Genomic DNA, 24266 nt, shown 5'->3' with positions numbered 1-24266 from the left:
TTCTCCTCAAGCGGGGGTGGGGGTGTGTGCAGCCATATCGACATGCACGGCGGTAAGACCCTGGCGGGCGCGGTCGAAACGCTCGATCTGGGCCAGCGAAACCGCGACGCCGAAGCCGGGGCCATCGGGCAGCTGCAGCTGGAAATCGACGATGGGCATCTGGCGTTCGACGATGTCGTCCACCAGCAGCTGTGGGCCGAACAGCTCGCAGCCGTGGTGCTGGTTGCCCAGCGTGGCAAACACATGGGCCGATGCGGCGCTGCCCAGCGATGTCTCCAGCATGGTACCGCCATACCAGCCGAGGTCGGCGGCCTCGGCCACGGCCGCCACCTTGCGCGTGCGGATCAGGCCGCCATGCTTGGCGACCTTGAGCGAGAAGACGTGGCTGGCTTTTTCGCGCGCCAGCATCATGGCGTCCTGCGGCGTGCACACGGTTTCGTCGGCCATGATGAGGGCGCCGTCGAGCGTGGCCGTGAGGTTTTTCAGCGCCTCCACGTTCCACTGCGCCACGGGCTGCTCGATCAACGTCACGCCGGCCTCGACCAGCTGCGGCAGGTAGCGGCGCGCGGTGTTGCCGTCCCAGGCCTGGTTCACGTCCACGGTGAGCGTGGCCTTGCCCTGCAGGCCGCGCGCGATCTGCGACACATGGGCCACGTCGTCCTGCGGCGCGCGGGCGCCGATCTTCATCTTGAAGATGTGGTGGCGCTTTTGTTCCAGGCGCAGGTGGGCTTCCTGCAGGTCACGCTCCACGTCACCGCTGGCCAGCGTCCAGGCCAGGGGCAGGCTCTGGTGCACCTTGCCGCCCAGCAGCTGCCAGGCGGGCAGGCCCAGCGTGCGGGCCGCGGCGTCGATCAGCGCCATCTCCACCGCGCTCTTGGCAAACGCGTTGCCTTTGCAGGCCTTGTCCATGCGTGCCAGGGCGGCTTCAAAACCGCACGCATCCTGGCCGACGAGGGCGGGGGCCAGGTAGTGGTCGATGGCGTGCAGGATGCTTTCGGGCGACTCTTCGTTCCACGAAGGGCCGCCGATGGTGGCGGCCTCGCCAAAGCCCGTGGCGCCGTTCTTGAGCCAGACCTGGACAATGACCGGGCTCTGGCGGCTGATGGCGCCAAACGAGAGCTTGTGCGGGCGGATCGTGGGAATGTCCAGAATCCGCGCCTGCATGCGTTCGATGGTGAAACGGCTGTGCATCGCTGTGTACCTTTTTTGGATGGGCCAGGAAATGACGCTGGCCCACCGGTGGGCCAAAAAATGCAAGATTAGGTTTAATTCGTATGACGTTCCAATGATTTATTTGCGACTTATCATTCGACTGAATCGAACGAATGAATGGGAGTGTCTTGATGGAAATCCGGCAACTGCGCTACTTTCTCGACATCGCCCAGACCGAGCACCTCACGCAGTCGGCGCAGAACCTGTTTGTCACGCAGTCCACCTTGTCGCACGGGCTGCGCCAGCTGGAGCAGGAACTGGAGATACCGCTCTTTGACCGGCTGGGCCGGGGCTTGCGGCTGTCGCAGGCGGGGGCGGTGTTCAGGGTGCATGCCGCCCGCGCCCTGCAGGAAATCGAGTCCGGGCGCATGGCGCTGGCCGACATGACGGGGTTGCAGGCGGGCATCCTCACCGTGGGTGTCATCCCCACCTTCCTGCACACCCTGGTGCCGGCCACGGTGGCGGCCTTCAGCATGGCCTATCCCAAGGTGAACATCGTGGTGCGCGACCTGCGTGCCGGGCCCATCGAGGAGCAACTGGTCGAAGGCCTGCTGGATGTGGGCATCGCCTTTCACCCCACGCAGCGCGAGGAGATAGAGACCGAGCCCCTGTTCGAGGAGCGCATGCAGCTGGTGGTGAACCGTGCCCACCCGTTGGCGCGCCGCCGCACCCTGGCCGTCAAGGCCCTGGCCGCGGTGCCGCTGGCCATGCTGCCGCGCGCCTTTGCCACGCGCCGCCTGATCGACGACAGCCTGCGCGAGGCGGGGGTGCAACCCTGGGTGCGGGTGGAGATGGAGTCGGTGGAGGGCCTGATCGACGTGTGCCGCTGGGGTGAGCTGGCCTGCATCGTGCCCGAGCGTGCCGCGCGCCAGGCGCCGGACATGCAGGCCATCCCGCTGCATTCGCCGCAGATGGTGCGCCACGCCGGCATCCTGTGGCGGCGCGGCGCCTCGCGCAGCCGGGCTGCCGTGGAGTTTACGGCCTTGCTGCGGCCACGGCATCGGCTGCCCGGTGTGGGGCGGATATTGGAATGAAAAGGCCGATTGCGCTGATGGATAAATCACAAGACGCTATATTAATAATAGCAATTGTGGCTGTGTGCAAGGCGCTGTGAACGGCGCTGTTGCAGGCGCGTTGTGCGCCCGCGGCGCCGTCCAGCGGTCAGGGCGCGCCCGTCTTGGGCTGAAAGTCGCAGTAGGGCGCCACCCGGCATTCCCAGCAGCGCGGCTTGCGTGCCTGGCACACGTAGCGGCCCAGCAGGATCAGCCAGTGGTGCGAATCCACGGCGTAGGCGGCGGGCACCCGCTTCATCAGCTGCAACTCCACGGCCAGCGGGTTCTTGCCAGGGGCCAGGCCGGTGCGGTTGCTCACGCGAAAGATGTGCGTATCCACGGCCATGGTGGGCTGGCCGAAAGCCACATTGAGCACCACATTGGCCGTCTTGCGGCCCACGCCGGGCAGGGCTTCGAGCGCCTCGCGCGTGCGCGGCACCACGCCACCGTGCTGCTCGACCAGGATGCGGCAGGTTTCCATCAGATGGCGCGCCTTGCTCTTGTACAGGCCAATCGTCTTGATATAGCCCTCCAGCCCGTCCAGCCCCAGGTCCAGGATGGCCTGCGGCGTGCCCGCCACGGGGAACAGCTTGCGTGTGGCCTTGTTCACGCCCACGTCGGTGGCCTGGGCCGACAGCAGCACGGCGGCCAGCAGCTCGAAAACGGTGGTGTATTCGAGCTCGGTGTTGGGCAGCGGGTTGGCTGCTTTCAGGGTGGCAAAAAAGGGTTCGATCTGCGCGGTTTTCATGGCGGGCAGTGTAGGGGCAGCGTGTCCGCTGCGGCCCATGGATGCCCGTGGGCCGGAAATCTGCATTCCGATTGGCGACAATGTGCGATCTCCTGCCCACTTGAAATCCCAGCCATGCAATTTGCCGACCGCCTGAACAACGTAGAAACCTCTGCCATCCGCGAACTCTTCAAGCTGCTGGGCAAGCCCGGCATCATCAGCTTTGCGGGCGGGTTTCCTGACAGCGCCATGTTTGACGTGGACGGCATCCGCGCCGCCAGCAATGCCGCCCTGGCCGAAGAGCCTGGTGCCGCGCTGCAGTACGGCGCCACCGAGGGCTACAACCCGCTGCGCGAGCAGCTGGCGGCCTTCATGGCCAGCAAGGGCGCCAAGGATGTAGCAGCCGACAACCTGATCGTCACCACCGGCAGCCAGCAGGCGCTGGACCTGCTGGGCAAGACGCTCATCAGCCCCGGCGACAAGGTCATTGTGGAAGGCCCGACCTTTCTGGCCACCATCCAGTGCTTCCGCCTGTACGGCGCTGAACTCATCAGCGCGCCCATCGATGGCAATGGCGTGAAGACCGACGAGCTCGAAAAGCTCATTGCCGAGCACCAACCCAAGTTTGTCTACCTGATTCCCACCTTCGGCAACCCCAGCGGCGCCATGCTGAGCCTGGAGCGCCGCAAGCGGGTGCTGGAGATGGCGGTGAAACACAACACCGTGATCGTCGAGGACGACCCCTACGGCGACCTGTACTTTGGCGAAGCGCCGCCGCCCAGCCTGCTCAACCTGTCGGCCAGCGTGCCCGGCAGCCGCGAGTTGCTGGTGCATTGCGGCAGCTTGAGCAAGGTGCTCTCGCCCGGCCTGCGCGTGGGCTGGATGATTGCCTCGGCCGAGCTGCTGGCCAAGGCCACCATGTGCAAGCAGTTCAGCGATGCGCACACCAGCACCTTCGCCCAAGCCACGGCCGCGCAATACCTCAAGGCCGGCCGCATGCCGGCCACGCTGGCCCATGTGCGCAAGGTGTATGCGGAGCGCGCCCAGGCCATGGGCGACGCGCTGCGGAGCGACCTGGGCGATGCCATCGAGTTCGTGCAGCCCCAGGGCGGCCTGTTCGTGTGGGCGCGCCTCACCGGTGCCGGCGGCAAGGTGGCTGACGGCAATGTGCTGGCCAAGCGTGCCATCGACAAGGGCGTGGCCTTTGTGCCCGGCACGCCGTTCTTCTGCGCCAACCCCGACCACGCCACCTTCCGCCTGTCGTTTGCCACGGCCGATGCGGACAAGATCCGCGAAGGTGTGGCGCGCCTGGCCCAGGCCGTGTGAGCTGTCCATCCATGCCAGATACCAACAAGCTCGGCAACATCCTCCAGCGCCTGGAAAACCTGGAGGTCAAGGCCAGCTTTACCGAAGACCTGCTGGACCAGCTGAACATGACCATCTACCAGCAGCAGCAACGGATCGACCGGCTCACGCAGGAGATCATCGCCCTGCGCCAGCAGGCGCCCGAAGGCGGCCCGCGCAACCTGCGCGACGAGCTGCCACCGCATTACTGAGCGCCAGAACTCCCCATGCCGTTCTCTGTTGCAACCCCGGCGCTGGCGCCCGGCCAGGCGCTGTACCCGCACCTGCTGGCGCCGCTGGATCTCGGCTTCACCGCGCATCGGATGGGCGGTGCGCTGGATGCCCGCGCCATTGACCAGACGGCACGGCTGACGGCACGGCTTTAACGGCAGGCGCTGCCAGGGCGATCACCGAAGTACCATGCGGTGCCGGGCTGCACATGGGGTGCCGGGCCGGTGTTCTCCGCTGTTCCCGTTCTTCAGGTCTGTTCCATGCAATACCGCAATCTTGGCAAAAGCAATCTCCAGGTCTCCCGTCTGTGCCTGGGCACCATGATGTTTGGCGACCAGACTTCCCGTGAGGAAGCTGCCGCCATCGTGTCCGATGCCCATGCCCAGGGCGTCAACTACATCGACACGGCCGACGTGTATACCAAGGGCGCCTCCGAATCCATGCTGGGTGAGCTGTTGCGCGGCCAGCGCCATGGCTGGGTGCTGGCCACCAAGCTGGGCAACCCCATGTCCGCCCGCGTGAACGAGGTGCACTACTCGCGCAGCTGGATGCTGCGCGAGGTCGAAGCCAGCCTGGGGCGGTTGCAGACCGACCATGTGGACATTCTTTACCTGCACCGCGACTACAACGGCATGAACCTGGAGGAGCCGCTGTGGGCGCTCGACGCCCTGCTGCGCGCGGGCAAGATCCGCTACTGGGGCGTTTCCAATTTCCGGGGCTGGCGCATCACGGAACTGGTGCACCTGGCCCGGCAGATGGGCATGCCCGGGCCGGTGGTGTGCCAGCCCTACTACAACCTGCTCAACCGCATGCCGGAGGTCGAGGTGCTGCCGGCCTGTGCCCACCATGGCCTGGGCGTGACACCCTACAGCCCGGTGGCGCGCGGCGTGCTCACAGGCAAATACCTGCCCGGCCAGCCCCCGGTGGAGGGCTCGCGCGCGGCACGGGGTGACAGGCGCATCGCGCAGACCGAGTGGCGCGAAGAGTCGTTGCAGATCGCCCAGACCCTGCAGCAGCATGTCCAGGCGCGCGGCGTGACGCTGGCGCAATTTGCCACGGCCTGGGTGCTGGCCCATCCGGCGGTGAGTTCGGTGATTGCCGGGCCCCGCACGCTGGCGCAGTGGCAGGACTACGCGCCCGCGCTTGGCTACTCCCTGACTCCGGACGACGAAGCGCTGGTGGATTCGCTGGTGGCGCCGGGCCATCCATCCACGCCGGGATACAACGATCCGGCCTATCCGCTGGACGGGCGATAACCGGTTCGTGGGGAGCGCCGCTGCGGCGCCTGTGCCGGCGTCGATTTGTCCCTGGCCGGGGTGAGGCAGTTGCCGCAAGCGGTACGATCGTCCATGAAAAAAACTTTCCAGCTCCACATTGAAGGCAAGAACAGCGACCGCGTCCTGGATGCCATCAAGCATGAAATCCGCAAGTACATCAAGCGTGAGCGCGGCCGCCCCGTGCCGGCTGGCGCGGATTTCTGGGACTTTGACTGCAAGTTCGGCAGCACCGCTGAAACCGCTGCAGTCGCCCACCTTTCTGCCCTGATCAGGCTGATCGACGGCGTGGCCCGCGAAGGCGGAACGCAGTTTTATGTCGAAATCCTGGCCAAGGGCGGGCATCGCCGGGCCCGTTCTGCGCCGGCAGGCGAAAAAGGCGAGGGCGGCGACACCAGCGACGGTGACGGCGACGGCGACGGCGCTGATTAATCCGCCGACGGCTCGCCCGATCTCAATCCTGCCCGGCCGCCGCCTGCGCTGCTGCGGCCGCGGCGCGCAGCTTGTCTTTCTTGCTGGGTCGCTTGCCCTTGATGCCGCCGGTGCCCGCTACCGTGCCCTCTGGCGGCAATTCGGTGGGCTCAAAACCTGGGATCTGTTCGCGCGGCAGGGCGAGGCGCTGGCGCTTCTCGATCAGGTGCCAATGCGCTTCGGTGTTGGCGCTGACAAAGCTCACGGCCACGCCGGACTCGCCGGCACGCCCGGTGCGCCCGATGCGGTGCACGTAGTCCACCGCAGAGCGGGGCAGGTCGTAGTTCACCACGGCGGGCAACTGGGCGATGTCGATGCCGCGCGCCGCCAGGTCGGTGGTCAGCACCACCTGCCAGCGCTCGTCCTTGAATTCCTGCAGCACCTGCTTGCGCGCACCCTGGCTCAGGCCGCCATGGAAAGGCGTGGCAAAGATGCCGGCCTTGTAGAGCTTTTCGGCCACATGCTCGGCGGCATATTGCGTGGCCACGAACACCAGCACGCGGCTCCATTGATGCTCCTGTACCAGGTGGCGCAGCAGCTGCGTGCGGCGGCTGGCGTCCACCGCGATGGCGCGTTGCACGATGGCCGGCTCGCTGCCAGGGCGGTCGGGCACGGCCACGCGCACGGGCGCGTGCAGCAGGTCCTCGGCCAGTGACTGCACCGCGGCGGGGAAGGTGGCCGAAAAGAACAGGTTCTGCCGCTGCGCTGGCAGCAAGGCCAGCACGCGCTGGAGCTCTTCGGCAAAGCCCAGGTCGAGCAGGCGGTCGGCTTCGTCCAGCACCAGCAGCTCCACGCTGCCGAGCTTCAGGGCGTTGTGCTCCACCAGATCGAGCAGGCGGCCGGGCGTGGCCACCACGACATCGGCCCCACCCCGCAGCGCCATCATCTGCGGGTTGATCGAGACGCCGCCAAACACCACGGCCACCTTGGGCGGCTGCGCCAGGTGCCGGCCCAGGCTGCGCACCACTTCACCCACCTGGGCGGCCAGTTCGCGCGTGGGCACCAGGACAAGGGCACGCACCCGCCGCGGGGCGTGGGCTGCGCCGGCTTGCAGCCGCTGCAGCAGGGGCAAGGCAAACGCTGCCGTTTTTCCCGAACCCGTCTGGGCCGAGCCCACGATATCGGCGCCGCGCAGGATGGCCGGGATGGCGGCCTCCTGGATGGGCGTGGGCGCAACGAAACCCATGGCGGTGGCGGCCTGGACGAGGGCGGGAGAGAGACCGAGTGCAGAAAATGGCATGGTGTGGGGCAAAAATTCGGGCCATTGCCCTGGCGCCACTGCGCGCAAGGCCATGGTCCGCAAGACGAGCGGCGCTGCAGTCTGCAGGGCGTGCATTGTGCGCCACCCGCGCGGATGGCGATAATCGCAGCCCGCCCGCACCCGGCGCTGCACAGGCGTTTTGACACCATGAACCTTGCTTTTGATTCATCCACCATCACCCACAGCATCCAGCTGGCCGTGGCCCCGGTGTTCCTGCTCACCGCCGTGGCCGGCATGATCGGCGCGGTGGCCGGGCGCCTGGCGCGCATCATCGACCGGGCCCGCGTGGTGGAAGACCGGGCCCGCCACTCCGATGAGGCCGAGTTTCTGGAGCGCGCCGTGATCGAGCTCGGCTACCTGCGCACCCGCGGGCGCATGGCCAATGGCTGTATCGGCCTGCTCACCCTGTGCGGCTTTCTGATCGGCGTGACCATCATCCTGCTGTTTCTGGGCGAGACCACCGATTTCCGGGGCCACACCTGGGCCCTCGGAAGTTTCCTGAGTGGCGTGCTCTCGTTTTTGCTGGCGCTGGTGCTCTTTTTTGTGGAGACGGTGATGGCCACGCGCATCCTCAATTTCCACATGCTGCGCTCGCCCGTGTCCGTGCCCGCCGCCCGGCAACCCTGAGGCCGGCACCATGAAATCCCTGCGCGATCTGGCAGGCCTGGGCGGCCTGGTCTATTCCACCGACCATGGCCGCATGTGCCCCGGCTGCCGCCAGCCGCAGGCGCAGTGCGTGTGCAAGGCGGCGCCCGCGCCTGCGGGCGATGGCATCGTGCGCGTTGCGCGCGAGACCAAGGGGCGCGGCGGCAAGGCGGTCACGGTGGTCAAGGGCGTGGCGCTGGATGCCGATGCGCTGGTCGCGCTGGGCAAGCAGCTCAAGGCCGCGTGCGGAAGCGGCGGCACGGTGAAGGACGGCGTGATCGAGGTGCAGGGCGACCATGTGGAGCGCGTGATCGAGGCGCTGAAAAAACGCGGCCACCAGGTCAAGCGCGTGGGCGGCTGATGATGGACCCCGCCCAGCTGCAGCGCCTGGTCACGGTGACCATGCCCTATGGCAAGTACAAGGGCCGCGTGCTGGCAGACCTGCCCGGCAACTACCTCCACTGGTTTGCCCGCGAGGGCTTTCCGCGCAGCGACCTGGGGCGGCTGCTGGCACTCATGCACGAGATCGACCACAACGGCCTGTCGCCATTGCTCGAACCCCTGCGAGATCGTCAACAGGCTCTTGCAGCCCGCGGCCGCAAAGCCCCGGCGCAGTCGGTGGAGTGAAAATATTCTGTAAAAACGGGCGCAAGCTTAATTTCTATAAGCGCAAACAGCTATTTTTTTGATAGCTTACCCGCTGATGCTTTCTCTGTCGGCGCCAGCCATTGGCGGGCCGCCGCCATCACGCAATCGGTCAATCGCGCGAGGCCTGCCTGGGCCGAGCGGGCGTGCACCCAGTACAGTGGCATGGCCATGCCGGTGCCGGGCAGCAGCTCCACCAGGGTGCCGGCCCCGAGCTGGCGCTGGACCAGCAAATGGGGGTGCATGCCCCAGCCCATGCCTGCCTCGCAGCCGCGCACAAAGCCATCGTTGGACGGCACAAAGTGCTTGGGCGGGCTCTGGCGCGAGGCCAGGCCCTGCCGTTGCAGCCACTGTTCCTGCAGGCGGTCCTTGCGATCGTAGGTCATCATCGGTGCGTGGGCGATGGCCTCGGTGGTGACGCCGTGCGCGAAATGCTGCGCCACAAAGGCAGGGCTGGACGCTGCCACGTAGCGCACCGATCCCAGCGGCCAGGTGTTGCAGCCCGCAATGGAGCCCGCGCTGGCCGTGACGGCGGCCAGCACGTCGCCTTCCTTGAGGCGCTGGGCCGTATGGTCCTGGTCGTCGATGCGGATGTCCAGCAGCTCGTTGCCGCCGCCCGTGAAAGCGGCCATGGCATCCATGAACCAGGTGGAAAGCGAATCGGCATTCACCGCCAGCTTCAGCGTGGGGGGCGTGGCGTGGCCATCGGGCATCAGCGTGGGGTTGGCGCGGCGCAGTTCGTTTTCGAGCAGCGCCACCTGCTCCACATGCAGGCACAGCCGCCGACCGGCCTCGGTGCCGGTGCAGGGCGTGCCGCGCAGCACCAGCACCTGGCCCGTGCGTTCTTCGAGCTGCTTGATGCGCTGCGATACCGCCGAGGGCGTGACATGCAGCCTGCGGGCTGCGCGCTCGAAGCTGCCTTCGCGCACCACGGCGGCCAGGGCCTGCAGTCCGGTGTAGTCAAGCATGAAGATTTTCTAAATATGATTCAGATAAGTTAATTTTACTTAACCAATGGCGGCGCCCAGAATCGGCGGCATGTGGACTGCCTCTGTTTCTTCTTCCTGGCTTGCCGGTTTCACCGTCTGCCTTTCGCTGATCGTGTCGATCGGTGCCCAGAACCTGTATGTGCTGCGCCAGGCCGTCAGCGGCCAGCATGTGCGCGCCTGCGTGGCATGGTGCGTGGCCAGTGATGCGCTGCTGATCGGCGTGGGGGTGGCCGGCATGGCGCAATTGCTGGGGCGCTCGCCCGCGCTGGCTTACTACCTCACCGTGGGCGGTGCCATCTTTCTGCTGGCCTATGGCCTGTTTGCCTGGTGGCGCGCGCTGGCTGCGCCGGATGCCAGCCTGGGTGCTCCGCAGGACGTGGCCCCGCGGGGTCTGCTGGGTGTGCTGGGCACCCTGGCGGTGATCACGCTGTTCAACCCCCATGTCTACCTGGACACCGTGGTGCTGGTGGGTTCGATTGGTGCGCGCCAGGACGGCGGCCTCAAATGGGTGTTTGTGGCGGGGGCGGCCTCGGCCAGCCTGGTGTGGTTTGCGGCTTTGGCACTGGCCGGGCGGCGGCTGCAGCGCCTGTTTGCCAATCCCCGCGCCTGGCGGGTGCTGGATGCGCTCACGGGCTGCATGATGCTGGCGCTGGCGTGGTGGGTGTGGCAAGGGGTGGCGGGCTGAGGCCGGCTGGCAATGCCACGGGTGAGTTTGTCGGAGATGCTGCCTTGTGTTGCTGCTCTGCGGCGGCTGGGCCGCGCAGGTAAGCCCGTCCCATTTTTTGTTCATCCGCCCTTTCGTGGTCACGGGTTCGGGCAAGCAGTACCACCATGGCAACGTCATGAACAGCCGCGCGAGCGGCGGGGCCATGGTTTTTTGCCAGGGCTGGGCGGTGAAGCTGGCCACGGCGTAGAGCCGCAGCGACGTGGGCAAGGGCACCCCGCTGCTGGTGCGGTTGGCGCGGCCCTATGGTTCAGTGGTCGGCTTGCGGCGAATGATCCCCGGCGCCATCGCCAAACACCGGGTGCGTACCGAAATACCCCAGAAACAGATTGCGGGCAATACCGTGGGCAGTGGCCTGCAGGTCGTGCGCCACCTCGGGGGCGAACAGCCGGGTGGTCTGTTCGCCCCACAGGCGCACCCACACGGCGAAATGCGCGGGTGTCACGCCCTGCAATGCCATGTGCTTGCCAAAGACGTTGCCACGAAAGCGCTTGCTGCCCAGCGCAACGGTGCTCCAGAAGTCCACCATGCGCGCCAGATGGGGCTCCCATTGGTCGCGCAGGGCCTCCTCGAACACGGGGCCCAGCAGGGCGTCGGCCCGGACCGCGGCATAAAAGCGGTGCACCAGCTCGGTCAGGCTTTCCACGCTGGGTGTGCGCCACCCGCCGGTGTCGTTCTCTCCGTCCGGCGTCTGGCTGGGCGCGGAGGGACTCAGCGGCATCCGCAGCCCGAGGAGCCGCAGCCGGCAGCCGCAGCAGGCGCTGCCTCGAACTGCGGAAACAGCACGTTGTTTTCGAGGTGGATGTGGTTGACCAGGTCGTCGCCAAACTGGGCGATGCCGGCGTACAGCGCGCGCCAGGTGTTGCAGGCACCGGCGGGCGGCGTGGCGTCGTGGGTGAGGGCGTTCAGTTGGTCAAGGGCCGCGCCATGGTCCGTATGCTCGGCACGCATCATGCCGATGGGCTGGCCCACGAACGGGTTGCCGCCCGACTTGAGCATGGGAAACAGGATGGCTTCTTCCTTTTGCATGTGCGACAGCAGTTCTTGCTGGATTTCTTCGAGCAGGTCGCCCAGCCCGGCGGGCACATCGGGGTTGGCGCGGTGCACGGCTTCCACGCGGTGCGCCATGCGGATCAACTCGGGCAACTGCACGCGATGCACGTCATGGTAGCGCGCGAGGATGTGGTCGATCAACGCGCCGGGTTCTTCCACCCCGGGCAGGGCGCTGGGGCGCTGCAGGGCTGCCAGCTCGGCCAGCACGGCATTCACGTCCAGGCCTTTCTCGGCCGCGGCCGTTGCCAGGGGGACCTGGCCGCCGCAGCAAAAATCGAGTTTCAGGCGGCGGAACACGGCGGTGGCGCCGGGCAGCTGGACCGCAATCTGGCCGATTTGCTGATCGGCACTCAGGGCGGCAGTGGCGGAGGCGGTGGATTCCAGACGGGCATTCATGGCGAGGTCCTTTTAAGATTCATGCAATGTGAATATTTTATGACATAAAATTCATATCCACTACCTCTTTTAATTGACCTGTGGCAATCCAATGCGTCTGACCCAATGGACCGATTACACGCTGCGCGTGCTGATGTATTGCGCGGCGACTGAAGGGCGTGTGCAACCCGTCACCATCAGCGAGGTGGCGGAAAGCTATGACATTTCACGCAGCCACCTCACCAAGATTGTCCAGGAGCTGTCTGCCCAGGGCCTGCTGGAAACCACGCGCGGGCGCGGCGGCGGCATGCGCCTGATGAAACCCGCCGCAGAGATCAACATCGGTGCCGTGGTGCGTGCCACCGAAACCGATTTCAACCTGGTCGAATGCTTTGACCCCGCGCAAAACCAGTGCCGGCTGAGCAGCCACTGCTACCTCAAGGGCGTGCTGGGCCAGGCCATGCTGGCCTTTCTCGCCGTGCTGGACAAGGTGACGCTGGCCGATTTGCTGGCCGAACCCCAGAACGTGGTGGCGATGCCGCAGTCGCGCCGCCGCGCTGCGGCTCAGCCGGTGCCGGGATTGCCGGATGCGGTGGATTAGAGCCTGACAGCGGGTTTCTGGCAGGGGTCGAGCACGGCTGGAGTATCAGTTTTTGAGGGTGTGCTGTACCACCTGCGACCCATGAAACTGGTGCGGCCCAGGCCAGGGCAGCCAGGCAAGGGCCGCCCCGCAGCGAGAGCGGGGGAGGCGGCAAAGCCGCTCGGGGGGTGTTTCCATTCAGGTCCGCAGCACTTCGAGAAGCCGGTCCAGTCCCCCCTGGTTGATGGCAATCTTGGCTTGCGCACGCACGGCCGGCTTGGCGTGGTAGGCCACCGACAGGCCGGCGGCACCCATCATGGGCAGGTCATTCGCCCCATCGCCCACGGCAATCGCCTGCGCTGGCGAAATACCCATGAGCGAGGCCACTTCCAGCAGCGTGCGGCGTTTTTCTGCACCGTCGCAGATATCGCCCCAGGCCTGGTTCACCATGCGGCCGGTGAGCAGGCCATTGTCCACCTCCAGCAGGTTGGAGCGGGCAAAGTCGATGCCCAGGCCCGCCCGCACGCGATCGGCAAAGAAGGTGAAGCCGCCCGACACCAGCAGCGTGGTGAGGCCGGCGGCCCTGGCGGCGGCGATCAACTCTTTGGCGCCGGGGTTGAAGCGCAGGCGCTCGGTGAACACCTGCTCCATGTGCTGCACGGTCACGCCCTTGAGCAGGGCTACGCGCTGGCGCAGGCTTTCCTTGTAGTCGGTGATGAGGCCTTGCATGGCGGCCTCGGTAATGGCCGCCACTTCGGCCTTGCGGCCGGCGGCATCGGCGATTTCGTCCACGCACTCGATGTTGATGAGGGTGGAGTCCATGTCAAAGGCAATCAGCTTGTAGCTCGACAGGGACAGCGGGGGCTCAATGCCCTGGACAACAAGGCCCGGGGCGAATTCGGTGGCGTGGGTCATGGGAAACGGGGCTGCGTCATGGATGCGAAGGGCGCAATGTTAGCCCGTCGGCTGGTGCACCCGCCACCGCAGGGGCCTGTGGAACCCGGTGCTCAGCGGGAGCGCGGTAACCGTGGGGCGGGTTCTGCCGCCTACTTGGGATGCCCCAGGTAGAGCGGGTCGGACCAGGTGGCCAGCCATTGCGGTTTGAAGGCCACGAAAATGGCCGTGAGCATTCCGGTGACAAACGCATCACCCCAGGACATGAGCCAGCGCGCCACCAGTGAGAGCTCGTCGCCCACCCCGGGCAACTGGTGGCCGCTCCATTGCGACAAGGCGCCCGAGGCAAAGAGGCACAGCACCGTGCCCAGAAAGGCGCGGCCCAGCACATAGACAAAGAGGTGGGTTCCGAGAAACCGCCGAATCAGTGCCCCCACCATCAGCGCAAGGGTGGCAGGCACCACGCCTTGCCAGGCGATGGCTCCCAGCGCCTCGGGCCAGCCCATGGCGGGCGACAGCAGGCAGGCGATCACACCCACGCCGATGAGTACCGGTATGGCCAGCGGCCAGCCCAGCATCAGCACCACCATGCATGCACCCGACCACTGCAGTTGCAGCGGCATGGCATGCAGCGTGGGCAGGGCCCACATCCAGGGCAGCAGGACCAGCGTGGCGAGCAGCGGAGTCCACAACGCGGACGCAGCGCCATGGGTTTCGTGCGCCAGCGGCTTTCGGCTGGCCAGCATGCGCCAGGGCCGTGCGGCCAGGGCGGCAGCCAGGGCAAGGAGGGTGAGGGTGGCTTCCAGCCACATGATCTGTTGCTATTTTTTGATAGCTCTGACGCTCTATGGATAAGAACCGGGGGCTATTTTTATGAAGATTCAGGCAGCGACCAGCGGCTGCCCCAGGCTGCGCAAGATGTCGCGCACCATCTGCGCGCGGTCCTTGGGCTCTTTCAGTTCGCGCTCGATGCGCAGCTTCTCGTTGCCCGCCAGCTTGATGTGCTTGTTCTTCTGGATCAGCTCGATGATGCGCATCGGGTCGATAGGGGGCTGGGGCTTGAAGGTGATATTGATCACGCCGGGCGCGGCATCCACCTTCACCACACCGTAGGGCTGGCTCAGCACGCGCAGGCGGTGCACGTCGATGAGCGTTTGCGCCTGCGGCGGCAGCTTGCCGAAGCGGTCCACGATCTCTTCGAGCAGGCCGTCGATCTGGTCGGGGTTCTTGGCCGTGGCCAGCTTCTTGTAGAACGACAGGCGCAGGTGCACGTCGCCGCAGTAGTCGTCGGGCAGCAGGGCGGGGGCGTGCAGGTTGATGTCGGTGGTGACCGACAGGGGCGAGAGCAAATCCGGCTCCTTGCCGGCCTTGAGCGCCTTGACGGCCTCGGCCAGCATCTCGTTGTAGAGCTGGAAGCCCACCTCCAGCATGTTGCCGCTCTGGTTTTCGCCCAGCACCTCGCCGGCGCCGCGGATCTCCAGGTCGTGCATGGCCAGGTAGAAGCCGCTGCCCAGTTCCTCCATCTGCTGGATGGCGTCGAGCCGCTGCTGCGCCTGCTTGGTGAGGCCGTCCACGTCCGGCACCATGAGGTAGGCATACGCCTGGTGGTGGCTGCGGCCCACGCGCCCGCGCAGCTGGTGCAGCTGCGCCAGGCCGAACTTGTCGGCGCGGCTCATGATGATGGTGTTGGCTGTGGGCACGTCGATGCCGGTCTCGATGATGGTCGAGCACAAGAGGATGTTGAAGCGCTGGGCCACGAAGTCGCGCATCACGCGCTCCAGCTCGCGCTCGGGCATCTGGCCGTGGGCCACGGCGATGCGCGCCTCGGGCAGGATCTCTTCCAGCTTCTGGCGCCGGTTCTCGATGGTCTCCACTTCGTTGTGCAGGAAGTAGCACTGCCCGCCGCGCTTCAATTCGCGCAGCACGGCCTCGCGGATCACGCCCGTGCCCTCGGTGCGCACAAAGGTCTTGATCGCCAGGCGCCGCTGCGGCGCGGTGGCGATGACCGACAGGTCGCGCAGGCCTTCAAGTGCCATGCCCATGGTGCGCGGGATGGGCGTGGCCGTGAGGGTGAGCACATCCACCTCGGCACGAAACTGCTTCATGGCCTCCTTGTGGCGCACGCCGAAGCGGTGCTCCTCGTCGATGATGAGCAAACCGAGGTTGTGGAACTTGGTGGATTCGGAGAGCAGCTTGTGCGTGCCCACCACGATGTCCACCGTGCCGTCGCCGATGCCCTTGATGGCCGCGGTGATCTCCTTGCCCGAGCGGAAGCGCGAGACCTCGGCCACCTTCACCGGCCACTTGCTGAAGCGGTCCACGAGCGTCTGGTAATGCTGCTCGGCCAGCAGCGTGGTGGGCGCGAGGAAGGCCACCTGCTTGCCGCCCGTGACGGCGACGAAGGCCGCGCGCAGCGCCACCTCGGTCTTGCCGAAGCCCACGTCGCCGCAGACCAGGCGGTCCATGGGGCGCGGGCTGATCATGTCCTGGATCACCGCGTGGATGGCGGCGTTCTGGTCGGCCGTTTCCTCGAAGCCGAAGTCGTTGGCGAAGGTCTCGTAGTCCTGCGGGCTGTAGCGGAAGGCGTGGCCCTCGCGTGCGGCGCGGCGGGCGTAGATGTTGAGCAGCTCGGCGGCGCTGTCGCGCACCTGCTCGGCGGCCTTGCGCTTGGCCTTTTCCCACTGGCCGCTGCCCAGCTTGTGCAGCGGCGCCTCGTCGGCGGAGACGCCTGTGTAGCGGCTGATGAGCTGCAGCTGGCTCACGGGCACATAGAGCACGGCCTTATCGGCATATTCAAGGTGCAGGAACTCCTGCATGGCGGGCGTGCCGTCGGGGTTCTTGTTGCCCACGTCCATGTTCACCAGGCCCCGGTAACGGCCAATGCCATGCTGGCTGTGCACCACCGGATCGCCCACGTTGAGCTCGGCCAGGTCCTTGATCAGCGCCTCGACGTCGCTCACCTGCTCCTGCTTCTTGCGCCGGCGCGTGGTGGGGCCGGCGGCGAAGAGCTCGGTCTCGGTGACGAAGTCGATGCCGTCCTCGATCCAGCTGAAGCCCACGGTGAGGCCGGCGGTGGCAATGCCCACCTTCTCGGTGGTGTCGGCCTGGAACGCGGCCAGCGAGTCGAAGGCTGGCGGGTTCAGCTGCGAAGCGCGCAAGAAGTCCAGCAGGCTTTCGCGTCGGCCATCGCTCTCGGCCAGCAGCAGCACGCGGTGCTGGGTATTGCGGATGTGGGCGTGCAGGCGGGCCAGAGGGTCCTCGGCACCGCGCACCACCGACAGGTCACCGAGCTGGTGAAAGTGCGGGTTGTCATCCACGTCCTGCACGCCGGGACGCAGCGACAGCTGGGCGTGTTGATTGGCGCGCGTGTAGAACTGGTCGACGGACAGGAACAGCGACTCGGGCGGCAACGCAGGGCGCTCCGGGTCGCCTTGTATCAGGCGGAACCGGTCTTTCGTGTCCTGCCAGAAGCGCTGGAAGGCGGGCTCCAGGTCGCCGTGCAGCACCACGGTCGCTTCGTCACCCAGGTAGTCGAACACCGTGGCCGTGTCGTCAAAGAACAGCGGCAAGTAGTACTCGATGCCGGCCGTGGCGACGCCGGCGCCCATGTCCTTGTAGATGCGGCTCTTGGTCGGGTCGCCCTCCAGCATCTCGCGCCAGCGGCTCCTGAACTTGGCGCGCGCCTCGTCGTCCATGGGGAACTCGCGGCCGGGCAGCAATCGCACCTCGGGCACGGGGTACAGGCTGCGCTGGCTGTCGGGGTCGAAGGTGCGGATGGAGTCGATCTCGTCATCGAACAGGTCCACGCGGTAGGGCACCAGCGAGCCCATGGGGAACAGGTCGATGAGTCCACCGCGCACCGCGTATTCGCCCGGGCTCACCACCTGGGATACATGGCTGTAGCCGGCCAATGTGAGCTGGGCCTTGAACTTGGCCTCGTCGAGTTTTTGCTTGACCTGGAAGTGGAAGGTGTAGCCGGCCAGGAAGGAGGGCGGCGCCAGGCGGTACAGCGCCGTGGTGGCGGGCACCAGCACCACGTCGGCGTCACCCTGGCTGATGCGCCACAGCGTGGCCAGCCGCTCGCTGATCAGGTCCTGGTGCGGCGAGAAGGTATCGTAGGGCAGCGTCTCCCAGTCCGGGAACAGCGCGCAGCGCAGGCCAGGCGCAAAGAATGCCATTTCCTCGATGAGGCGCTGCGCATCGGTGGCGTCGGCCGCAACGATGGCGGTGGTGCGGCCACTGGCTTTGTCTCGCTCTGCCAAGCGGGCCAACAGCAGGGCATCGGCGCTGCCCACAGGGCGGGGCAGGGTGAAACGTTTTCCGGGGGAGAGTTTGGGCAGTTCCATGCGGACGGTGTCGTCTGGGCCGCCACATCCCCTGGGGCGCGAAACGCGCACGGGCCGGATGGGGGGCAGCCGGAGATTTTAGAATGAGCGACCCATGACCGCTCCGTTGCTGCCACCTCCGCTCGCCCCCCTGTCTGCCCAAGGGCGCTTCTGGGCGCTGGTGCCTTGTGCGGGCATGGGCCTGCGTGCCATACCCTCTGCCGCCACGCCGGTTGTGGCACCGGCTGCGCCGTCCTTGCCCAAGCAATACCATCTGGTGGCAGGGCACCCCATGGTCACGCACACCCTGGCGGCCTTTGCAGGGGTGAGCCGCCTGCTGGGCACGCTGGTGGCGGTGGCGCCGGGGGACCGTTTTCTGGATGCCTACGCCCACCCCGCATTTTTTACCGTGGAATGCGGCGGGCCCACGCGTGCGGATACCGTGCTGGGCGGCCTGCGGGCCCTGACGGAGCGTGGGGCCCGACCCGACGACTGGGTGCTGGTGCATGACGCCGCGCGCTGCCTGGTCACCTCGCAGCAGATTGACACCCTGATCGACACCTGCCAGCACGACGGCGTGGGTGGCCTGCTCGCGCACAAGCTGGCCGACACGCTCAAGACCTCCACGGACGGGCCTGGTGGCGTGCGCGTGGCATCCACCGTGGACCGCAGCGACAAGTGGCTGGCGCAGACGCCCCAGATGTTCCGCATGGGCCCTTTGGTCGCGGCCATCGAGCATGTGGGATCGGGCGCCACCGACGAAGCCAGTGCCATGGAGGCGATGGGCCTGCACCCGCGGCTGGTGCCGGGCGGTGCGCAGAATTTCAAGGTGACCTACCCGGACGACTTCGCCCTGGCGGCCGCCGTGCTGGCGCAACGGGCGCATGGCGCCACGCTGGATCGCATTGGTGGCGCATCCGGGCAGGCGGCGGCCTTGGGCAAAAAGACCATTTTTTGAGTCCCTTGCGGGCGAAAGTGATGCAATGAATTTCAGGATAGGCGAAGGCTGGGATGTGCATGCGCTGGTGCCCGGGCGCCGGCTGGTGATTGGCGGGGTGGAGATCGCCCATTCGATGGGCCTGCTGGGCCATTCGGATGCGGATGTGCTGCTGCATGCCATCACCGATGCCCTGCTGGGGGCCGCCGCGCTGGGCGACATCGGCAGCCATTTTCCGGACACCGACGCGGCATTTCGGGGTGCGGACTCGGGCATGCTGCTGGCGGAGGCGGCGCGGCGGGTGCGCGCAGCCGGTTACGACATCGGCAATATCGACAGCACCGTGGTCGCGCAGGCGCCGCGCCTGGCCGCCCATATTCCGGCCATGCGCGCGTGCATTGCGGCTGCGGTGGGGGTGGGCGAGGGGCAGGTGAACGTCAAGGCCAAAACCGCTGAACGCCTGGGGCCGGTGGGCCAGGGGCTGGCCATGGAGGCCCGGGCCGTGGTGCTGCTGTTCCGGGCCTGACCCACGCGGCCAGCGCGGCCTGGCCAGCCACCCGGCATGCAATCAATTCATATGGTCTTCGGCGCGGCGGCGCGGAAGTTGCCGCTTGACGGAAGGGCGCTGCAGACGCTGCTTGGGGTCCTCGCCATCGGGCATGTGGATGGCCCGCTGCAGCTGGATATGGGCCACCAGGCCGCCGGAACTGGAGTTGGCCAGCGCAAAGATGCCGCCCATGCGTTGCACGGTCTTGTCCACGATCGACAGGCCCAACCCGGCACCTGTGGCAGCGGTACGTGCTGAATCACCGCGAAAGAAGGGCTTGGTCAGGCTGGACAGCTGCTCGGGCGGCACGCCGGTGCCGTGGTCGCGCACCTTGATCAGCACCCAGTTTTCGCGGCCCTTGGCGGCGATGTCCACATGGGTCACGGCCGTGTCCGCCGTCTTGCCGTAGCGGCGTGCATTTTCCAGCAGGTTGGAGATCACGCGCGCCAGCTCCACTTCGTCGGCCAGCACGTTCAGGTCCTCGGGAATCGCCATGGTGATCTGCAGCTCGCGGTGGTCTTGCACCGCATAGACGCAGGACGACACCACCCCGTGCAGGTTGACGGGGGCGAGGGTGGCATGGTCCGGGCGGGCGTAGTCCAGAAACTTGTCGATGGTGGCGTCGAGCTGCACGATGTCCGCCACCATATGTTCGCGGGCGATTTCGTCGTCCACGCTCATCTCGGTTTCGAGCCGCAGGCGCGCCAGGGGGGTGCGCAGGTCGTGCGAAATGCCGGCCAGCATGACGGCACGGTCCTGCTCCAGCTTGGCGAGCTTTTGCGCCATCCGGTTGAAGCCGATGTTCACCTCGCGGATTTCGCTGGTCACGGCTTCTTCATCGAGGCGGCTGGCCGCAAAGTCGCCGTCGCGCACACGGTTGGCGGCATACGACAGCTGCTTGAGCGGCTGGTTGATCAGCCGCGCAATGGCGGCGGCGCCGGCCAGCGACAGGGCGCCTGCCGTGATCAGCCAGATCAGCCAGGTGCGGCCACCGGCCGGGCTGAAGCGCGAACGGTCCATCAGCAGCCAGTTGGGGTCGCCGTTGATGTTGAAACCCACCCACAGGCCGTTTTCACCGTTCACATTCTGGGCCACGATGGTGTCCGGGCCCAGGCGCTGGGTGAGCTCCTCGGTGAGACGGCTGCCCAGCGCGGTGCCGTCGAGCAGAGTGAACTTGTCGCCCGGCTCGCGCGGCAGGATGCGCACCCCTTCCTGGTCGGCCATGGTCTTGATGAGGGACACGCGCGCGATCGCATCGGCGTGCACCAGGGCGGCTCGGCTGAGGTTGACCAGCGAGGCAATCTGCTGGGCCGTGTGCAGCGTGCGGGGCTCGAATTCGAGGGCGCGCAGCGTCTGCAGCCAGGCCAGGATGCTCCCCACCAGCAACAGCGCCAGCAGAAAGAAGGTGCGCCAGAACAGGTTCAACCCTACGCGCGCGCGCTGCTCACGCGCGCGGCGCAAGGATTCCAGGGGGGCCGGGCTGGTGGCGTCGGACGGTGGGGTCACCGTGTGCCCGGGCGTGGGGTCCACCCAGCCTTCAGAGTTGCGCATGAAGGGGTCAGCTTGTTCCGTCCGGTACGAAAACATAGCCCACGCCCCAAACGGTCTGGATATAGCGTGGTGCTGCGGCATCGACCTCCACCAGCTTGCGCAGGCGCGAGACCTGCACATCCAGGCTGCGGTCGAAGGGTTCGAACTCGCGACCGCGTGCCAGCAGCGCCAGCTTTTCGCGCGACAGGGGCTGGCGCGGGTGGCGCACCAGGGCCTTGAGCATGGCGAACTCGCCCGTGGTCAGTGGCAGCTCTTCGCCATTGCGCTGCAGCGCGCGGGTGCCCAGGTCGAAGGTGAAGGGGCCGAAGGTGACCACCTCATTGTCGCCCGATGGCGCGCCCGGCGCCTCCTGGGCGGGGCGGCGGCGCAGCACGGCATGCACGCGCGCCAGCAGCTCGCGGGGGTTGAAGGGCTTGCCCAGGTAATCGTCGGCGCCCACTTCCAGGCCCACGATGCGGTCCACGTCTTCGCCCTTGGCGGTGAGCATGATGATGGGCGTGCGGTCGTTGGCGGCACGCAGGCGGCGGCAAATGGACAGTCCGTCTTCGCCGGGCATCATCAGGTCGAGCACGATGAGGTCGACGGTTTCGCGCAGCAGCAGGCGGTTCAGCGCCTTGCCGTCTTCGGCGACCATGACTTCAAAGCCCTCCTGGGTCAGGTAGCGGCGCAGCAGATCGCGGATGCGGGCATCGTCGTCCACCACCAGAATCTTGTCGGTACGGTTGGTTGTTGTAGCCATGGTGAGTATGGGTCCAATTTGTAACAGAGCCAATTCTGACCAGCTTCAGCCCCGAAGTTCGGTATTCTGCCTGTTTTTTGACCAACTGTTACAAGTTTTGCCCTGGCACGCAGGCCACTTACGCAGGCTTCACCAAGGGTGTCTGCACAGCGGTTACTGTGGGGGCGTGTGCGGTCCGGTGTGGCGCTGTACGTAGATGAAAAGAAGGGTTCTGGCATGAAGAAAGCTATTCGTTTGATAGCTGCTAGCGCATTGATGGCAAGCGCTGGAGCTGTTTTTTCTCAAAACTCCCAAACCACCGAGCCGCGCAATGTGGTGCAGCTGTCGGCGTCTGGCACGGTGGAGGTGCAGCAGGATCTGCTGGTGCTCACCCTCTCGGCCAGCAAGGACGGCCCGGATGCCGCGGGCGTGCAGGCCCAGCTCAAGCAGGCGCTCGATGCGGCACTGGCCGAAGCCAAGCGCAATGCGCAAACGGGGCAGCTGGACGTGCGCACCGGCCCTTTTGGCCTGTACCCGCGCTACGCCAAGGACGGCAAGATCAGTGGCTGGCAGGGCCGGGCCGAGCTGGTGCTGGAGGGGCGTGACTTCGCGCGCATCACCGCCACGGCGGGCAAGATTCCGTCGATGCCGATCAGCCAGGTTGCTTTTGCGCTCTCGCGCGAGGCCCGTGCCAAGGTCGAAACCGAGGCGCAGACCCAGGCCATCGAGCAGTTCAAGGCCCGTGCGGCTGAATTGGCCAAGGGCTTCGGCTTTGCCGGCTACAGCCTGCGCGAGGTGGCGGTGAATAGCAATGAGATGTCGCCCGGACCCCGCCCACGCATGGTGGCGATGGAGGCCAAGGCTGCGCCGTTGTCGGATGCGGCGGTACCGGTGGAGGCGGGCAAGGCGCAGGTGGTGGTGACTGTCTCTGGCTCCGTGCAGATGCGCTGAGCGCCAACATGTGCGGGTCGCCGCCGGGGTGCGCGGCCTTGCTGCCGGCTTGTCTTCGGCCCGCAGTCCGTCACCATGGCCACTGGTGTTGACCAGATGGTCGACGCCGGCGCGCGCTGCCAGGTTTGCTGCAGCACAGCGCGCAGGTGTTCGGTAAAGGCGCCGAAGGTGGTGGTGTTGCCGGTGTCGAACTGCCGTGCCACGGCCCGGTGGCCAGGGTCATGGAGGGTGTGTGCAGGGGGTATGGCGAACTTCGGAGGGTGACGCACTTCAGTGTCCGGCCCATGGCTTGAGCAGCTCGTAGAAACCCTTTCATTCCTTGCCTGATTCTCCAAAATCAATGCCGGGCGGCCTGCAAGGCGGTAGGCTAGGCGGTATGACAGACCTCTTGCTCCAGGCCGTAAGCCGCTATGCCGAAGCCCATGCCCACCACGGCAGTGTGGTGCAGACCCCCATCCCCGGATTGAGCACGGTGCGCGCGACCGAGCCCAGTGGGTTGCTGTACGCGATTGCCCACCCCCTCATCTGCCTGGTGCTGCAGGGCCGCAAGCAGGTGGCCATGGGGTCGCAGACCTTCGGGTTCGCGGCGGGCGAGTCCCTGCTGATCACGGCCGATGTGCCCACGGTGAGCCGGATCACCCGCGCCAGTGCGGCGGCTCCGTATCTCTCGATGGTGTTGCAGCTGAGCCTGCCGGTGATTGCCGACCTGTCGGCCCAGATGGGGGCGGTACCCGGGGGTGACCATGTTCCCGTGCGCGGGGATCCCACCGATACCGAGGTGGCCGATGTGGCACTGCGCCTCATGCGCCTGCTGGAGCGGCCCCAGGCCGTGCCGCTGCTGCACGCCTCGCTGGTGCGCGAGCTGCATTACTGGTTGCTGGCCGGGCGGCACGGTGCCGCCATCCGCCGCCTGGGCTGGCCTGGCAGCCATGCCCAGCGGGTGGCGCGTGCGGTGGCGGTGCTGCGTGCCGACTTTGCGCAGCCCCTGCCGGTGGAGAGCCTGGCTGCGCTGGCAGGCATGAGCCCGTCGTCCTTTCATCAGCATTTCAGGGCGATCACATCGCTTTCGCCGCTGCAGTTCCAGAAGCAGCTGCGTCTGATCGAGGCGCGGCGGTTGATGCTGTCCGAGGGGGCCGGTGCCAGCCGCGCGGCTTTTGCCGTGGGCTATGAGAGCGTTTCCCAGTTCACGCGCGAGTACGGCCGGCTGTTCGGCCTGCCGCCGGTGCGCGACACGCAGGCTGCCAAGGGCCAGGCGCATGCGGCAGCATGAGTGATAGGCCTTGCCTTGCGCAGTCTTTGAGCCTGTTTGCGATCCCCTGCGAGATCGTAGACCAATGGGATGGACGCCCCCACCCTAAACGGCATCGAAAGTGCCACAGTGGAGACGTTAGTTTTCCACTCGAACCAGCAGGAGCGTCCACCATGAAGATTACAACCATTGGCATCGACCTGGCCAAGAATGTGTTTCAGGTTCACGGCGTCGATGAGCACGGCAAGACGGTGTTCAACAAACCGCTCAAGCGCGAGCAGATGGCAAGTTTCTTTGTCAATCTGCCCGCCTGCCTGATTGGCATGGAGGCCTGCGGCAGTGCCCACCACTGGGCCCGCAAGCTCCAGAGCATGGGCCACACCGTGCGCTTGATGGCGCCGCAGTTCGTCAAGCCCTACGTCAAGACCAACAAAAACGATGCGGCCGATGCCCAGGCCATCTGTGAAGCCGTCACGCGCCCGAGCATGCGCTTTGTGCCGATCAAGAATGT

Annotated in this window: 28 protein-coding genes; 17 read left to right on the top strand and 11 right to left on the bottom strand. The window is 66.5% G+C overall.

Annotated elements, in window-relative coordinates; translation table 11 throughout:
• Window positions 1-6 precede the first annotated feature (6 nt).
• Window positions 7-1191, bottom strand: a complete 1185-nt coding sequence (locus K225_RS0106475; protein WP_026435658.1) for a muconate cycloisomerase family protein — start codon at window positions 1189-1191, stop codon at window positions 7-9.
• Window positions 1192-1343: 152 nt separating this feature from the next.
• Between K225_RS0106475 and cynR the strand changes: the two genes are divergently transcribed.
• Window positions 1344-2246, top strand: coding sequence for a transcriptional regulator CynR (gene cynR / locus K225_RS0106470; RefSeq protein ID WP_026435657.1), 903 nt, complete (start codon window positions 1344-1346; stop codon window positions 2244-2246).
• A gap of 127 nt (window positions 2247-2373) precedes the next feature.
• Here the strand turns inward: cynR and nth are convergent, their stop codons facing one another.
• Complete coding sequence (gene nth, locus K225_RS0106465; RefSeq protein WP_026435656.1) at window positions 2374-3012, bottom strand: endonuclease III; 639 nt, start codon at window positions 3010-3012, stop codon at window positions 2374-2376.
• A 114-nt stretch (window positions 3013-3126) separates the two neighbouring features.
• On the opposite strand from nth, the gene K225_RS0106460 reads away from it, so the two are divergent.
• From K225_RS0106460 to K225_RS0106440, 5 genes are all read left to right on the top strand, one after another.
• Window positions 3127-4317 carry a PLP-dependent aminotransferase family protein gene (locus K225_RS0106460; protein WP_026435655.1) on the top strand — a complete coding sequence of 397 codons (1191 nt, stop codon included), beginning with the start codon at window positions 3127-3129 and terminating at the stop codon, window positions 4315-4317.
• 11 nt (window positions 4318-4328) lie between these two features.
• Window positions 4329-4547: a SlyX family protein gene (locus tag K225_RS0106455; RefSeq protein WP_026435654.1), complete on the top strand. Its 219-nt coding sequence runs from the start codon at window positions 4329-4331 to the stop codon at window positions 4545-4547.
• Window positions 4548-4562: 15 nt separating this feature from the next.
• Complete coding sequence (locus K225_RS22135) at window positions 4563-4721, top strand: hypothetical protein (RefSeq protein ID WP_155885237.1); 159 nt, start codon at window positions 4563-4565, stop codon at window positions 4719-4721.
• Between the two features lie 105 nt (window positions 4722-4826).
• Complete coding sequence (locus K225_RS0106445; RefSeq protein WP_026435653.1) at window positions 4827-5822, top strand: aldo/keto reductase; 996 nt, start codon at window positions 4827-4829, stop codon at window positions 5820-5822.
• Between the two features lie 93 nt (window positions 5823-5915).
• Window positions 5916-6272 (top strand): DUF6172 family protein, encoded by a 357-nt coding sequence (locus K225_RS0106440; RefSeq protein ID WP_026435652.1) that lies wholly within the window; start codon window positions 5916-5918, stop codon window positions 6270-6272.
• A gap of 22 nt (window positions 6273-6294) precedes the next feature.
• On the opposite strand, the gene K225_RS0106435 is transcribed toward K225_RS0106440, so the two are convergent.
• The gene (locus tag K225_RS0106435; protein WP_026435651.1) at window positions 6295-7551 is read right to left on the bottom strand and encodes a DEAD/DEAH box helicase; all 1257 of its coding nucleotides are present in this window, start codon (window positions 7549-7551) and stop codon (window positions 6295-6297) included.
• Window positions 7552-7719: 168 nt separating this feature from the next.
• Here K225_RS0106435 and K225_RS0106430 point away from each other — a divergent pair, with 168 nt between their 5' ends.
• Genes K225_RS0106430 through K225_RS20445 form a run of 3 tightly spaced genes read left to right on the top strand, consistent with a single transcriptional unit; the run spans window position 7720 to window position 8844 of the window.
• On the top strand, window positions 7720-8199 hold the full coding sequence (locus K225_RS0106430; RefSeq protein ID WP_026435650.1) for a DUF2721 domain-containing protein: 480 nt from the start codon (window positions 7720-7722) through the stop codon (window positions 8197-8199).
• A 10-nt stretch (window positions 8200-8209) separates the two neighbouring features.
• The gene (locus K225_RS0106425; protein ID WP_026435649.1) at window positions 8210-8578 is read left to right on the top strand and encodes a translation initiation factor Sui1; all 369 of its coding nucleotides are present in this window, start codon (window positions 8210-8212) and stop codon (window positions 8576-8578) included.
• A gap of 2 nt (window positions 8579-8580) precedes the next feature.
• Window positions 8581-8844: a DUF3820 family protein gene (locus K225_RS20445; protein ID WP_051248747.1), complete on the top strand. Its 264-nt coding sequence runs from the start codon at window positions 8581-8583 to the stop codon at window positions 8842-8844.
• A 50-nt stretch (window positions 8845-8894) separates the two neighbouring features.
• Here K225_RS20445 and K225_RS0106415 read toward each other — a convergent pair whose 3' ends face one another.
• A complete protein-coding gene (locus K225_RS0106415) occupies window positions 8895-9830 on the bottom strand; it encodes an HTH-type transcriptional regulator ArgP (protein WP_026435648.1) in 936 nt (311 codons plus the stop codon).
• A 70-nt stretch (window positions 9831-9900) separates the two neighbouring features.
• On the opposite strand from K225_RS0106415, the gene K225_RS0106410 reads away from it, so the two are divergent.
• Complete coding sequence (locus tag K225_RS0106410; protein ID WP_026435647.1) at window positions 9901-10536, top strand: LysE/ArgO family amino acid transporter; 636 nt, start codon at window positions 9901-9903, stop codon at window positions 10534-10536.
• Between the two features lie 46 nt (window positions 10537-10582).
• Complete coding sequence (locus tag K225_RS0106405) at window positions 10583-10765, top strand: hypothetical protein (protein ID WP_155885236.1); 183 nt, start codon at window positions 10583-10585, stop codon at window positions 10763-10765.
• A gap of 60 nt (window positions 10766-10825) precedes the next feature.
• Here K225_RS0106405 and K225_RS20440 read toward each other — a convergent pair whose 3' ends face one another.
• Both K225_RS20440 and ytfE read right to left on the bottom strand, forming a co-directional pair.
• Window positions 10826-11296, bottom strand: a complete 471-nt coding sequence (locus K225_RS20440) for a group III truncated hemoglobin (RefSeq protein ID WP_238323199.1) — start codon at window positions 11294-11296, stop codon at window positions 10826-10828.
• Window positions 11287-12024 carry an iron-sulfur cluster repair protein YtfE gene (gene ytfE / locus K225_RS0106395; protein WP_026435645.1) on the bottom strand — a complete coding sequence of 246 codons (738 nt, stop codon included), beginning with the start codon at window positions 12022-12024 and terminating at the stop codon, window positions 11287-11289. Before ytfE ends, K225_RS20440 begins: the two co-directional genes overlap by 10 nt.
• 91 nt (window positions 12025-12115) lie before the next feature.
• Between ytfE and K225_RS0106390 the strand changes: the two genes are divergently transcribed.
• Window positions 12116-12604 (top strand): Rrf2 family transcriptional regulator, encoded by a 489-nt coding sequence (locus K225_RS0106390; protein WP_026435644.1) that lies wholly within the window; start codon window positions 12116-12118, stop codon window positions 12602-12604.
• Window positions 12605-12781: 177 nt separating this feature from the next.
• Here K225_RS0106390 and serB read toward each other — a convergent pair whose 3' ends face one another.
• The 3 genes from serB to mfd form a co-directional block, all read right to left on the bottom strand.
• A complete protein-coding gene (serB, locus tag K225_RS0106385) occupies window positions 12782-13498 on the bottom strand; it encodes a phosphoserine phosphatase SerB (protein ID WP_026435643.1) in 717 nt (238 codons plus the stop codon).
• A gap of 131 nt (window positions 13499-13629) precedes the next feature.
• Entirely contained in the window at window positions 13630-14289 is a 660-nt protein-coding gene (locus tag K225_RS0106380; RefSeq protein WP_026435642.1) for a hypothetical protein, read from the bottom strand.
• Between the two features lie 69 nt (window positions 14290-14358).
• Window positions 14359-17823, bottom strand: a complete 3465-nt coding sequence (gene mfd, locus K225_RS0106375; RefSeq protein WP_026435641.1) for a transcription-repair coupling factor — start codon at window positions 17821-17823, stop codon at window positions 14359-14361.
• 94 nt (window positions 17824-17917) lie between these two features.
• On the opposite strand from mfd, the gene K225_RS0106370 reads away from it, so the two are divergent.
• Both K225_RS0106370 and ispF read left to right on the top strand, forming a co-directional pair.
• Window positions 17918-18760 carry a 2-C-methyl-D-erythritol 4-phosphate cytidylyltransferase gene (locus tag K225_RS0106370; RefSeq protein WP_026435640.1) on the top strand — a complete coding sequence of 281 codons (843 nt, stop codon included), beginning with the start codon at window positions 17918-17920 and terminating at the stop codon, window positions 18758-18760.
• Between the two features lie 25 nt (window positions 18761-18785).
• The gene (gene ispF / locus K225_RS0106365; RefSeq protein ID WP_026435639.1) at window positions 18786-19265 is read left to right on the top strand and encodes a 2-C-methyl-D-erythritol 2,4-cyclodiphosphate synthase; all 480 of its coding nucleotides are present in this window, start codon (window positions 18786-18788) and stop codon (window positions 19263-19265) included.
• A 42-nt stretch (window positions 19266-19307) separates the two neighbouring features.
• On the opposite strand, the gene K225_RS0106360 is transcribed toward ispF, so the two are convergent.
• Together K225_RS0106360 and ompR are read right to left on the bottom strand one after the other, a co-directional pair.
• On the bottom strand, window positions 19308-20837 hold the full coding sequence (locus K225_RS0106360) for a sensor histidine kinase (protein ID WP_051248740.1): 1530 nt from the start codon (window positions 20835-20837) through the stop codon (window positions 19308-19310).
• A gap of 7 nt (window positions 20838-20844) precedes the next feature.
• Entirely contained in the window at window positions 20845-21576 is a 732-nt protein-coding gene (gene ompR, locus K225_RS0106355; RefSeq protein WP_026435637.1) for a two-component system response regulator OmpR, read from the bottom strand.
• A gap of 216 nt (window positions 21577-21792) precedes the next feature.
• Between ompR and K225_RS0106350 the strand changes: the two genes are divergently transcribed.
• From K225_RS0106350 to K225_RS20435, 3 genes are all read left to right on the top strand, one after another.
• Complete coding sequence (locus K225_RS0106350) at window positions 21793-22506, top strand: SIMPL domain-containing protein (protein WP_026435636.1); 714 nt, start codon at window positions 21793-21795, stop codon at window positions 22504-22506.
• Between the two features lie 376 nt (window positions 22507-22882).
• Complete coding sequence (locus K225_RS0106345; RefSeq protein ID WP_026435635.1) at window positions 22883-23776, top strand: AraC family transcriptional regulator; 894 nt, start codon at window positions 22883-22885, stop codon at window positions 23774-23776.
• A 152-nt stretch (window positions 23777-23928) separates the two neighbouring features.
• On the top strand, window positions 23929-24266 hold a 338-nt coding region (locus K225_RS20435; RefSeq protein ID WP_034711932.1), incomplete at its 3' end, for an IS110 family transposase.

Origin of the sequence: Acidovorax sp. JHL-9 (assembly GCF_000426205.1) — a bacterium.
GTDB classification, from domain to species: Bacteria; Pseudomonadota; Gammaproteobacteria; order Burkholderiales; family Burkholderiaceae_C; genus Acidovorax; species Acidovorax soli.
This window is presented reverse-complemented; position numbering and strand designations above follow the sequence as displayed.

Coding starts and splice junctions, on each gene's coding strand:
- K225_RS0106475 (WP_026435658.1), bottom strand. CDS start 1,191: ATGCACAGCCGTTTCACCATCGAACGCATGCAGGCGCGGATTCTGGAC.
- cynR (WP_026435657.1), top strand. CDS start 1,344: ATGGAAATCCGGCAACTGCGCTACTTTCTCGACATCGCCCAGACCGAG.
- nth (WP_026435656.1), bottom strand. CDS start 3,012: ATGAAAACCGCGCAGATCGAACCCTTTTTTGCCACCCTGAAAGCAGCC.
- K225_RS0106460 (WP_026435655.1), top strand. CDS start 3,127: ATGCAATTTGCCGACCGCCTGAACAACGTAGAAACCTCTGCCATCCGC.
- K225_RS0106455 (WP_026435654.1), top strand. CDS start 4,329: ATGCCAGATACCAACAAGCTCGGCAACATCCTCCAGCGCCTGGAAAAC.
- K225_RS22135 (WP_155885237.1), top strand. CDS start 4,563: ATGCCGTTCTCTGTTGCAACCCCGGCGCTGGCGCCCGGCCAGGCGCTG.
- K225_RS0106445 (WP_026435653.1), top strand. CDS start 4,827: ATGCAATACCGCAATCTTGGCAAAAGCAATCTCCAGGTCTCCCGTCTG.
- K225_RS0106440 (WP_026435652.1), top strand. CDS start 5,916: ATGAAAAAAACTTTCCAGCTCCACATTGAAGGCAAGAACAGCGACCGC.
- K225_RS0106435 (WP_026435651.1), bottom strand. CDS start 7,551: ATGCCATTTTCTGCACTCGGTCTCTCTCCCGCCCTCGTCCAGGCCGCC.
- K225_RS0106430 (WP_026435650.1), top strand. CDS start 7,720: ATGAACCTTGCTTTTGATTCATCCACCATCACCCACAGCATCCAGCTG.
- K225_RS0106425 (WP_026435649.1), top strand. CDS start 8,210: ATGAAATCCCTGCGCGATCTGGCAGGCCTGGGCGGCCTGGTCTATTCC.
- K225_RS20445 (WP_051248747.1), top strand. CDS start 8,581: ATGGACCCCGCCCAGCTGCAGCGCCTGGTCACGGTGACCATGCCCTAT.
- K225_RS0106415 (WP_026435648.1), bottom strand. CDS start 9,830: ATGCTTGACTACACCGGACTGCAGGCCCTGGCCGCCGTGGTGCGCGAA.
- K225_RS0106410 (WP_026435647.1), top strand. CDS start 9,901: ATGTGGACTGCCTCTGTTTCTTCTTCCTGGCTTGCCGGTTTCACCGTC.
- K225_RS20440 (WP_238323199.1), bottom strand. CDS start 11,296: ATGCCGCTGAGTCCCTCCGCGCCCAGCCAGACGCCGGACGGAGAGAAC.
- ytfE (WP_026435645.1), bottom strand. CDS start 12,024: ATGAATGCCCGTCTGGAATCCACCGCCTCCGCCACTGCCGCCCTGAGT.
- K225_RS0106390 (WP_026435644.1), top strand. CDS start 12,116: ATGCGTCTGACCCAATGGACCGATTACACGCTGCGCGTGCTGATGTAT.
- serB (WP_026435643.1), bottom strand. CDS start 13,498: ATGACCCACGCCACCGAATTCGCCCCGGGCCTTGTTGTCCAGGGCATT.
- K225_RS0106380 (WP_026435642.1), bottom strand. CDS start 14,289: ATGTGGCTGGAAGCCACCCTCACCCTCCTTGCCCTGGCTGCCGCCCTG.
- mfd (WP_026435641.1), bottom strand. CDS start 17,823: ATGGAACTGCCCAAACTCTCCCCCGGAAAACGTTTCACCCTGCCCCGC.
- K225_RS0106370 (WP_026435640.1), top strand. CDS start 17,918: ATGACCGCTCCGTTGCTGCCACCTCCGCTCGCCCCCCTGTCTGCCCAA.
- ispF (WP_026435639.1), top strand. CDS start 18,786: ATGAATTTCAGGATAGGCGAAGGCTGGGATGTGCATGCGCTGGTGCCC.
- K225_RS0106360 (WP_051248740.1), bottom strand. CDS start 20,837: ATGCGCAACTCTGAAGGCTGGGTGGACCCCACGCCCGGGCACACGGTG.
- ompR (WP_026435637.1), bottom strand. CDS start 21,576: ATGGCTACAACAACCAACCGTACCGACAAGATTCTGGTGGTGGACGAC.
- K225_RS0106350 (WP_026435636.1), top strand. CDS start 21,793: ATGAAGAAAGCTATTCGTTTGATAGCTGCTAGCGCATTGATGGCAAGC.
- K225_RS0106345 (WP_026435635.1), top strand. CDS start 22,883: ATGACAGACCTCTTGCTCCAGGCCGTAAGCCGCTATGCCGAAGCCCAT.